The 10,306-nt window shown below is 69.9% G+C and carries 8 protein-coding genes and 1 pseudogene; 8 read left to right on the top strand and 1 reads right to left on the bottom strand.

Annotated features, from left to right (window positions below):
- The 8 genes and pseudogenes from C5F48_RS19080 to C5F48_RS19045 form a co-directional block, all read left to right on the top strand.
- Nucleotides 1-1,088 (top strand): annotated as a pseudogene (locus tag C5F48_RS19080) (AMP-binding protein); the annotation flags it as partial.
- A gap of 4 nt (nt 1,089-1,092) precedes the next feature.
- Nucleotides 1,093-1,782 (top strand): adenylate kinase, encoded by a 690-nt coding sequence (locus tag C5F48_RS19075; protein ID WP_107665411.1) that lies wholly within the window; start codon nt 1,093-1,095, stop codon nt 1,780-1,782.
- Between the two features lie 68 nt (nt 1,783-1,850).
- Nucleotides 1,851-2,132 carry a DUF4212 domain-containing protein gene (locus C5F48_RS19070; RefSeq protein ID WP_107665410.1) on the top strand — a complete coding sequence of 94 codons (282 nt, stop codon included), beginning with the start codon at nt 1,851-1,853 and terminating at the stop codon, nt 2,130-2,132.
- Between the two features lie 15 nt (nt 2,133-2,147).
- A complete protein-coding gene (locus tag C5F48_RS19065; protein ID WP_107665409.1) occupies nt 2,148-4,097 on the top strand; it encodes a sodium:solute symporter family protein in 1,950 nt (649 codons plus the stop codon).
- 61 nt (nt 4,098-4,158) lie between these two features.
- Complete coding sequence (locus C5F48_RS19060) at nt 4,159-5,979, top strand: DUF294 nucleotidyltransferase-like domain-containing protein (RefSeq protein ID WP_107665408.1); 1,821 nt, start codon at nt 4,159-4,161, stop codon at nt 5,977-5,979.
- Between the two features lie 10 nt (nt 5,980-5,989).
- A complete protein-coding gene (locus C5F48_RS19055) occupies nt 5,990-6,511 on the top strand; it encodes a hypothetical protein (RefSeq protein WP_107665407.1) in 522 nt (173 codons plus the stop codon).
- A 1-nt stretch (nt 6,512) separates the two neighbouring features.
- Nucleotides 6,513-6,902, top strand: a complete 390-nt coding sequence (locus C5F48_RS19050; RefSeq protein WP_107665406.1) for a response regulator transcription factor — start codon at nt 6,513-6,515, stop codon at nt 6,900-6,902.
- Nucleotide 6,903: 1 nt separating this feature from the next.
- The gene (locus C5F48_RS19045; RefSeq protein WP_107665405.1) at nt 6,904-8,976 is read left to right on the top strand and encodes a 3'-5' exonuclease; all 2,073 of its coding nucleotides are present in this window, start codon (nt 6,904-6,906) and stop codon (nt 8,974-8,976) included.
- A gap of 75 nt (nt 8,977-9,051) precedes the next feature.
- On the opposite strand, the gene C5F48_RS19040 is transcribed toward C5F48_RS19045, so the two are convergent.
- Nucleotides 9,052-10,306, bottom strand: a 1,255-nt coding sequence (locus C5F48_RS19040) for an aldehyde dehydrogenase family protein (protein ID WP_107665404.1), incomplete at its 5' end; no start/stop codon positions are given.

The following is a 10,306-nucleotide window of genomic DNA, read 5'->3' as shown; positions in this document are numbered from 1 at the left end:
GATCAGCTTCGACTACCATGACGGCGACGTCTTCTGGTGCACTGCCGATGGTCGGCTGGGTCACCGGCCACAGCTACATCATCTACGGCCCGCTGGCCAATGGCGCGACGACGCTGATGTTCGAGGGCGTGCCGACCTACCCGGACGCCGGGCGGTTCTGGGCGGTCTGCGAGAAGCACAAGGTGAACCAATTCTATACCGCGCCAACCGCGATCCGCTCGCTGATGGGCATGGGCCCGGAATGGGTGGAGCGCTACGACCTCTCCTCGCTCAAGCTGCTCGGCTCGGTCGGCGAGCCGATCAACCCAGAGGCCTGGGCTTGGTACAACACCCATGTCGGCAAGGGGAAATGCCCGATCGTCGACACCTTCTGGCAGACCGAGACCGGCGGCCACATGATCACCCCGCTGCCGGGCGCCATGCCGGTGAAGCCGGGCGCCGCCAGTCGGCCGTTCTTCGGCGTGAAACCCGTGGTGCTCGAGCCGGCCAGCGGCGAGGTGAAGGAGGAGACCGCCACCGAGGGCGTGCTCTGCATCTCCGACAGCTGGCCGGGACAGATGCGCACGCTCTGGGGCGACCACGAGCGCTTCGAGGAAGCCTATTTCTCGCAGTACAAGGGCTACTACTTCACCGGCGACGGCTGCCGCCGCGACGAGGATGGCTATTACTGGATCACCGGCCGGGTCGACGACGTGATCAACGTCTCGGGTCACCGCATGGGCACGGCCGAGGTCGAATCCGCGCTGGTGGCGCATGTCAGCGTCGCCGAGGCGGCAGTGGTCGGCTATCCGCATGACATCAAGGGCCAGGGCATCTACGCCTATGTCACGCTGATGAACGGCAGCGAGCCATCGGAGGACCTGCGCAAGGAGCTGGTCAAATGGGTCCGCACCGAGATCGGCCCGATCGCCTCGCCCGACATCATCCAATGGGCCCCTGGCCTGCCCAAGACCCGCTCGGGCAAGATCATGCGCCGCATCCTGCGCAAGATCGCCGAGAACGACTTCGGCTCGCTGGGCGACACCTCGACACTGGCCGATCCTTCGGTGGTCGACGAGTTGATCGCCAACCGCAAGACCCGGGGCTGAGCCGGTGCGCGGCGCGACCGACACGCTGACCCGCCCGGCCGTGCTGGTGCTGCTCGGCCCGCCGGGAGCGGGCAAGGGCACCCAGGCGCGGCGGCTGGAAGAACGATTCGGGCTGGTCCAGCTGTCGACCGGCGACCTGCTGCGCGCCGCGGTGGCGGCGGGCAGCCCGGCGGGCCTTGCCGCCAGGGCGGTGATGGAGGCCGGGCAGCTGGTCTCGGACGACATCGTCATCGCCATCCTGCGCGACCGGATGGCGGCGCCCGACACGCGCAATGGCGTGATCCTCGACGGCTTTCCGCGCACCGACGCGCAGGCGGCGGCGCTCGACGCGCTGCTGGCCGAGACCGGGCAGCAGGTGACGGCGGCGATCAGCCTCGAGGTCGATGATGCGGCCATGGTGGCCCGCGTCGCCGGCCGCTTCACCTGCGCCGCCTGCGGCGAGGGCTACCACGACGACTTCAAGCCGCCGGCAGTCGCCGGCCGCTGCGACCGCTGCGGCGGCGCGGCCTTCACCCGCCGCGCCGACGACACCGCCGAGACCGTGGCCGCGCGGCTCGAGGCCTATCACGCCCAGACCGCCCCGCTCATCGCCCATTACCGGCGGCGCGGCGTGCTGGAAACCATCGACGCGATGCAACCCATCGATGTCGTCGCCGAAAGCCTCGGACGGATCGTCGTCCCGGGCACGGCCTGAGGGAGGGCCGGCATCCCTTCGGGAGGGGGGCGCCGGCGGGAGAAAAGCAATCTACAGGGAGTTACAGCATGGTGGACAGAAACAGTAATGTCACCGCCGACCGGGCGTCGTCCAACGCCTATTGGTCGGCCAATATCCGGATCATCCTCATCTCGCTCGCGGTCTGGTTCTTCTGCTCGTTCGGACTGGGGATCATCCTGCGGCCCATGCTGTCGGGCATCATGGTCGGCGGCGCCGATCTCGGGTTCTGGTTCGCCCAGCAGGGCTCCATCTACGTCTTTCTCGTGCTGATCTTCGTCTACGCCTGGCGGATGAACAGGCTCGACAAAGAATTCGGCGTCGACGAATAAGGAGCGGCAGGGACAATGGATCAATTCACCCTCAACCTGATCGTGGTTGGCATCACCTTCGCCATCTACATCGGCATCGCGATCTGGGCCCGGGCGGGCAGCACCGCGGAATTCTATGCAGCCGGCCAGGGCGTCCACCCCGTGCTCAACGGTATGGCCACCGGCGCCGACTGGATGTCGGCCGCCTCCTTCATCTCGATGGCGGGCATCATTGCGCTGGCCCCGGCCGGCGGCTACGAGCAGTCGGCCTATCTGATGGGCTGGACCGGCGGCTACGTGCTGCTGGCGCTGCTGCTTGCCCCCTACCTGCGCAAGTTCGGCAAGTTCACCGTGCCGGAGTTCATCGGTGACCGCTTCTACTCCGGCGGCGCGCGGCTGCTGGCCGTGATCTGCCTGATCGTCATCTCGGTGACCTATGTGATCGGCCAGATGCGCGGCGTGGGCGTGACCTTCGGGCGCTTCCTCGAGATCTCGACCGACATGGGTCTCTACATCGGCGCGGCGATCGTCTTCGTCTACGCCGTGCTCGGCGGCATGAAGGGCATCACCTACACCCAGGTGGCGCAATATGTCGTGCTGATCATCGCCTACACCATCCCGGCGATCTTCATCTCGCTGCAGCTGACCGGTTCCTTCCTGCCGCAGTTCGGCCTGACCGGCACCCATGTCGCCTCGGGAACCGAGTTCCTGGTGAAGCTCGACCAGGTCGTGACCGAGCTCGGGTTCCGCGCCTATACCTCGGAAACCGCCAACATGCTGAACATGATCCTGTTCACCATGTCGCTGATGATCGGCACCGCGGGTCTGCCGCATGTCATCATCCGCTTCTTCACCGTGCCGAAAGTGGCCGACGCGCGGTCCTCCGCCGGCTGGGCGCTGGTGTTCATCGCCCTGCTCTACACCGTGGCCCCGGCCGTCGGCTCGATGGCGCGGCTCAACCTGACCACGACGATGTGGCCGAACGCGGCGACCGGCAATGCGCTCGACGGTCCGGCGATCACCCGTGAAGCCATCGACAGCAACCCCGAGCTGAGCTGGATCCGGACCTGGGAGAAGACCGGCCTGCTGACCATGACCGACCTGAACGGTGACGGCCAGATCCAGTACTTCAACGAACCCGCCGCGACCGCCGCCGCCAACAAGGCGCTGGCTGCCGCAAACGCGGCCCTGGCTGCCGCCCCGGCGGATGCCGACCGCACCGCCCTCGAAGCCGCCGTCGCCGATGCGACCGCCAAGCGCGACGCCGCCCTGGCGACCGACACGCTCGGCGGCCAGACCCTCGCCGAGCGCGGCTGGGTCGGCAACGAGGTCACCAAGCTGGACAACGACATGATGGTTCTCGCGAACCCGGAAATCGCTGCCCTGCCGGGTTGGGTCATCGCCCTGGTCGCCGCCGGCGCCCTGGCGGCGGCCCTCTCCACCGCCGCCGGCCTGCTGCTGGCGATCTCCTCGGCCATCTCGCACGACCTGATCAAGGGCTCTATCAACCCGAACATCTCGGAAAAGGGCGAGCTGCTGGCCGCGCGCATCGCGATGACCTTCGCCATCGCCATCGCCACCTGGCTCGGCCTCAACCCGCCCGGCTTCGCCGCGCAGGTGGTGGCGCTCGCCTTCGGCCTGGCCGCTGCCACGATCTTCCCGGTGCTGATGATGGGCATCTTCTCGAAGCGCGTGAACAAGCAGGGCGCCATCGCCGGGATGCTGGTCGGGCTGATCTTCACCTCGGTCTACATCTTCGCCTACAAGGGCTGGTTCTTCGTGCCGGGCACCAACATGCTGCCCGACACCCCGGACCAGTACTTCTTCGGCATCTCGCCGCTGTCCATCGGCACGGTCGGCGCGATCCTGAACTTCGCCTCCGCCTATATCGTGTCGTCGGTCACCGCACCGCCTCCGCACCACGTGCAGGAGCTGGTGGAAAGCATCCGCGTGCCGCGTGGCGCCGGAACGGCCGTCGCCCACTGACCCTGACCAAGGTGCGTCCCCTCCCCGGGGGCGCACCGACCCGGTGCGGATCGAGGATCTCATGAACGACGCCCAGACCATCATGAGCTTTCTGGAGACGGTGCACCCCTATGACAGCCTGCCGAGGGACGAGCTGGCGCGTGTCGCCAGCTGCTTCAGCCGCAGGGAAGTCCCCGCCGGGGACACGGTCTACCGCCATGGCGAGCGGCTGGTCGGGCTCTATCTCGTCAAGCGCGGCGGGGTCGAGGTGCTGGAGCCCTCGGGCGACGTGATCTCGGTGCTCGGGCCGCGCAATTCCTTTGGCGAGCGCGGGCTGATGCGCGACGGCCGCGCGGCGACCACGGCGCGGGCGACGCAGGACGCGGTGCTGCTGATGCTGCCCGCGCTGGAATTCCGCCGGCTGTTCGACAGCTCGCCCGCCTTCGAGCGCTTCTTCACCCGGCGGCGCAGCAACGGCTACCGCGCCTCGGACCTGACGACGCAGAAAGTGGCCGACCTGATGGCGCGCAAGCCGATCACCTGCGCCCCCGGCGACCCGATCCGCAGGGCCGCGGCGCGGATGCGCGACGCGCATGTCTCCTGCCTGGGCGTGGTGGAGGACGGGCGCTTCGTTGGCATCGTCACCACCGGCGACATGACGGCCAAGGTCGTGGCCAGCGGCCGCGACCCCTCGACCCCGGTGCGCGACATCATGACCCCCGACCCGGTCTCGCTCGGCCCCGAGGCGCTCGGCTCCGACATCCTGCACATCATGCTGGAGCGCCGCATCGGCCACCTGCCGGTGGTCGAGGAGGGGCGGCTGGTCGGCATGATCACCCAGACCGACCTCACCCGGTTCCAGGCGGTGTCCTCGGCCCAGCTGGTGCGCGACGCCGCCACGGCCGAGGGCGTGGCGCAGCTGGCCGAGGTGACGGCGCGCATCCCCGCCCTCTTGGTGCAGCTGGTCTCGGGCCACAGCGCGCATGAGGTGGTGACCCGGCTGGTCACCGACATCGCCGACACCGTCACGCGCCGGCTGCTGGCCCTGGCCGAGGAGGCGCTGGGGCCGCCGCCGGTGCCCTATGTCTGGTGCGCCTGCGGCAGCCAGGGCCGGCAGGAGCAGACCGGCGTGTCGGACCAGGACAACTGCCTGATCCTGTCGGACCAGACGCTGCCCGCCGACGAGGCCTATTTCGCCGCGCTGGCCCGCTTCGTCTCGGACGGGCTGAACGCCTGCGGCTATGTCTACTGCCCCGGCGACATGATGGCGACCAACCCGCAGTGGCGCCAGCCGCTGAAGGTCTGGCGCGAGTACTTCCAGCGCTGGGTGCAGCAGCCCGACCCGATGGCGCAAATGCTGTCCTCGGTGATGTTCGACCTCCGGCCGATCGGCGGCGACACCACGCTCTTCGAGGCGCTGCAGGTCGACACGCTGCACATGGCGGCGAAGAACTCGATCTTCGTCGCCCACATGATCGCCAATTCGCTGAAGCACACGCCGCCGCTCGGGCTGATCCGCGGCTTCGCCACCATCCGCTCGGGCGAGTACAAGAACCACATCGACCTCAAGCACAACGGCGTCGTGCCGGTGACCGACCTCGGCCGGGTCTACGCGCTGATCGGCCGGTTGAGCGCGGCGAACACCCGCGCCCGGCTGCAGGGGGCAGAGGCGACCGGGGTGATCTCGATCTCGGGCGCGCGCGACCTGATCGAGGCCTATGACATGATCGCCCAGATCCGGCTGGAGAACCAGGCGCGGCTGATCCGCTCGGGCCGCGCGCCCGACAATTTCCTCGCCCCCTCCGACCTGTCGGATTTCGAACGCAGCCACCTGCGCGACGCCTTCGTCGTCGTGCGCACCATGCAATCCGCGCTCGGCTCCGCCCGCGGCGCACGCACCTGAAGGAACGCCCATGCTGATGGACCTCGCCGCCACGATCACCGCCGGAGCCGGCCTCGCCGGGCTGGTGATGGCCGTGCGCCACTTCAGCAAGGGGCGGCTGCCGAAATGGACGATCCCCGCCGCCATCGGGGCCGGCATGCTGACCTTCTCGGTCTGGAACGAGTACAGTTGGTATCCGCGCGTCGCCGCCGCCCTGCCGCCGGAGGTCCGGGTGGTCTCCGCTCCCGAGGACAGCTCGGCCCTGCGACCCTGGACCTTCCTGTTCCCGGTCTCCAGCCGCTTCATGGCGCTGGACCGCACGGCGATGCTGACCTCGCAGGACCGGCCCGACATCCGCCGCGCCGACGCGATGGTGGTGCAGCGCTGGCAGCCGACGCAGCGCCTGCCCTTCGCCTTCGACTGCGCCGGCGATCGGCAGGCGGCGCTGGCCGGCGGCGCGGCGCTGGCGCCGGACGGCACCCTGAGCGGCGCCGTCTGGCGGCCGGTCGGACAAGACGACGAACTGCAGAGGGCGGCCTGCCAGGAGGGTTGAAATGGCCGATGGAGCACGCAAGCACCGCGTTCTGGTGGTCGAGGACGAAGACAACATCGCCATGGCGCTCGACTACCTGATGACGCGCGAGGGCTACGAGCACGACCGGATCTCGAACGGGGCGGCGGCGCTTGGGCATATCCGCGAGACCCGGCCGGATCTCGTGCTGCTCGATGTCATGCTGCCCGAAGTCTCGGGCTACGAGATCTGCCAGGGCGTGCGGCTCGACCCTTCGCTGGCCCAGGTGAAGATCCTGATGATGACCGCCCGCGGCTCGACCATCGAGCGCAAGAAGGGCATGGCGCTGGGGGCGGACGGATTCATCTCGAAACCCTTCGAGCTGAAGGCGCTGCGCGAGGAAGTCCGAAGGCTGCTCGGCGAGGGGGGCTGAGATGCTCCACCGGCTGGGCCTGCGGCTGAGGATCCTGCTGTTCTTCGCGGCGCTGGCTGTGGGGGCCAATGTCGCGGTCGCGGTCGGGCTGCTGCTGGCCTACCGCCGGCTCGGCAGTGCCGAGCTGCTGCCGGCCTTCCAGCAGGTCGGCATCCTCGCCGGCTTCGCCATCCTCGGGCTGGTGACCTGGGTCTGGTACCTGTTCGACATGAACGTCGCCCGGCCGATCGACGCGCTGGCCAGCAAGCTGCGCGCCCGCACCCATGCCAATGTCGAGGGCGCGATCGACGACGCCAGCGCCCGCTATCTGGGCGATCTCGCCCCCGCCGCCTCGGCCACGGCGCTGACCCTGGCCGAGACACGCAACGCGCTGGCGGAATCCGTGGCGCGCGAGACCTCGCGGCTTTCGTCGGAGAAGGCGCGGCTGGAGGCGCTTCTGTCGGATGTGCCGGTGGGCGTGCTGCTCTGCTCGGGCGAGCATCAGCTGGTGTTCTACAACGGCCCGGCGACCGACCTGCTGCAGACGACGGGTGCGCCGGGGCTCGACCGCAACCTGTTCGACTACCTGCGCGAAGGACCCATCCGCCACGCGCACCAGCGGCTGACGGAAGCGGGCGACCCCGACGCCGCTTCGGACATCCTCTGCACCACCGTCGCCGGGGCGCGGGTGCTCGCCGCGCGGATGCGGCTGATCGCCGGCGGCACCCAGAGCCCGGGCTACGTGCTGACCCTGCGCGACGTGACCTCGGCGCTCGCCTCCTATTCCCGGCGCGAGGCGCTGCTGGTCGAGGTCTTCGACCGCGTCCGCCGCCCCGCCGCCAATCTGCAGACTCTGCTGGAGGTGCTGCCGCCGGGCGAGCCGCCGCCGCCGCAGGTCGATCAGGCCCTGCGGCAGGAGGTGGCGATGCTGGCCTCCGCCGTCACCGAGCTGAGCCGCAAGCATGACGAGCAGCGCCACGACGGCTGGCCGCTGGCGCTGACCCGGGCCTCCGACCTGCTCGACGGGCTGAGGGCGCGGATGGAGCAGGCCGGGCTGCGGGTGGAGGCCTGCGAGGCGCCGCTGCTGCTGCGCTGCAACGGTTTCGAGGTCATCGGCCTGATCGCCGGGATCGCCGCCCGGATCGACCGGCCCGCCTTCCGGGTGACGCTGACCGAGGAGGGCACCGAGGCCATGCTGCGGCTGATCTGGCAGGGCGAGCCGCTGGCCGTCGCCACGCTGGAGCAGTGGCTGGCCGGGCCGCTCGACCCCGCCGCGCCGGAGGTCACCGGGCGCAGCGTGCTCTCCACCCACAGCACCGAGATCTGGCCGGAGGCCGCCGGGCCGGGAGAGAACGCGCTCTGCCTGCCGCTACGCGCCGCGCGCCGCGCCGGGCGGCGGCCCAGCCCGATCTCGCGCGCCGTGGTCTACGATTTCGACCTGCTCTCCAAGGCGCGCAACGAGCGGGTGGCCGAGGCGCGGCTGGAGGACTTGACCTATGTGGTCTTCGACACCGAGACCACCGGCCTGATGCCGTCGCAGGACGAGATCGTGCAGATCGCCGCGGTCCGCATCGTCAACGGTCGCCGGGTCGAGGGCGAGGTGTTCGACACGCTGGTGAACCCGCGCCGGCCGATCCCCGCCTCCTCGACCGAGGTGCATGGCATCACCGACGCGATGGTGGCCTCGGCCCCCGAACTGGCCGAGGTCGGCCGCGCCTTCCACAAATTCGCCGAGGGCGCGGTTCTGGTCGCGCACAACGCGCCCTTCGACATGGAATTCCTGCGCCGGGCCGAGCCGCTGATCGGGCTGCGCTTCGACATGCCGATCCTCGACACGGTGCTGCTGTCGGCAGTGCTCTTCGGCCAGACCGAGGCGCACAGCCTCGACGCGCTGGCGCACCGGCTGGGAATCACGATCCCGGAGGAGGCGCGCCATACGGCAATCGGCGACACGGTGGCCACCGCCGACGCCTTCTTGAAGCTCCTGCCGATGCTGCAGGGCCGCGGCTACGCCACCTTCGGCACGGTGCTGACCGAGGTGCGCCGCCACAGCCGTCTACTGAAGGACCTGAACGAAACGCTGGCCGGCGCCTGAGCGCCCCGCCCGGAGGTGGGGCGCCCGACCTGGGAAGCTTGGGGGCGTCACAAGAGGATGCGCCCTCCGCCGGCCTCAGCCGTGGTGGACGGTGACCGTCTTGACCCGGGTGAAGCCGTAGAGCGCCTCGAAGCCCTTCTCCCGGCCGTGGCCCGACCGGCCGACGCCGCCGAAGGGCAGTTCGACGCCGCCGCCGGCCCCGTAGTTGTTGATGAACACCTGGCCGCTGTGCAGCTTCCGCGCCATGCGCAGCTGCCGGGCGCCATCGCGGGTCCAGACGCCGGCGACCAGCCCGTAATCGGTGCCGTTGGCCAGCCTCAATGCCTCGGCCTCGTCCTCGAAGGCCATCAGCACCTGGACGGGACCGAAGATCTCCTCCCGCGCCAGCGCATGATCGGGCGGCACCTCCGAGAACAGCGTCGGCAGCACGTAATGCCCCTCCGGCGGGGCCTCCGGGTGCAGCGTGCCCTCGGCGGCGAGGGTCAGCTCGCGCCGCCCGAGGTCGATGAAGCCCTGCACGCTTTGCCGCTGCCGGCGCGACACGATCGGCCCCAGGTCGTGGCTGTCGCAGGCCGGCCCGACGACGAGCCCGCGGTAGATCTCCGCCATCCGGCGGCGGACCTCCTCATAGACCCCGCGCTGCACCAGCACGCGCGAGGCGGCCGAGCAGGTCTGGCCGGCGTTCTGCATGCAGGCCCCGACCAAGACCGGCATGGCGAGGTCGAGATCGGCGTCATCGAAGACGATATGCGGAGACTTGCCGCCCAGCTCCAGCGTGACCGGCACCACGTTGCGCGCCGCGGCCTCCTGGATCCGCATCCCAGTCGCGACCGAGCCGGTGAAGGACAGGTGCTGCACGCCCCGGTGCCCCGCCAGCGCCGCGCCGACCTCGGCCCCCAGCCCGGTGACGACGTTCAGCGCGCCCGCCGGCAGGCCGGCCTCGGCGGCGATGGAGGCGAAGACCAGCGAGGACAGCGAGGCGTCCTCGGCCGGTTTCAGCACCACCGCATTGCCGGCGGCCAGCGCCGCGGCGACGGCGCGGCCGAGGATCTGCATCGGGTAGTTCCACGGGATGATGATGCCGCAGACCCCATGCGGCTCGCGCAGGGTATAGGCGGTGAAGCCCTCCTGATAGGGGATCGTCGTTCCCGTCAGCTTGTCGGCGGCCCCGGCGTAGAACTCCAGATAGCGCGCCAGCGCTACGGAATCGCGCCGTGACTGGTTCAGCGGCTTGCCGACGTCGAGCGTCTCGATCATCGCGAGATCCTCGGCGCGGGCCGTGACCAGCGCCGACATGCGCATCAGGATCCGCCCGCGCTCCGTCGCGGTC

The sequence above is a fragment of the Cereibacter changlensis JA139 genome, from assembly GCF_003034985.1.
Classification (GTDB): domain Bacteria; phylum Pseudomonadota; class Alphaproteobacteria; order Rhodobacterales; family Rhodobacteraceae; genus Cereibacter; species Cereibacter changlensis.
This window is presented reverse-complemented; position numbering and strand designations above follow the sequence as displayed.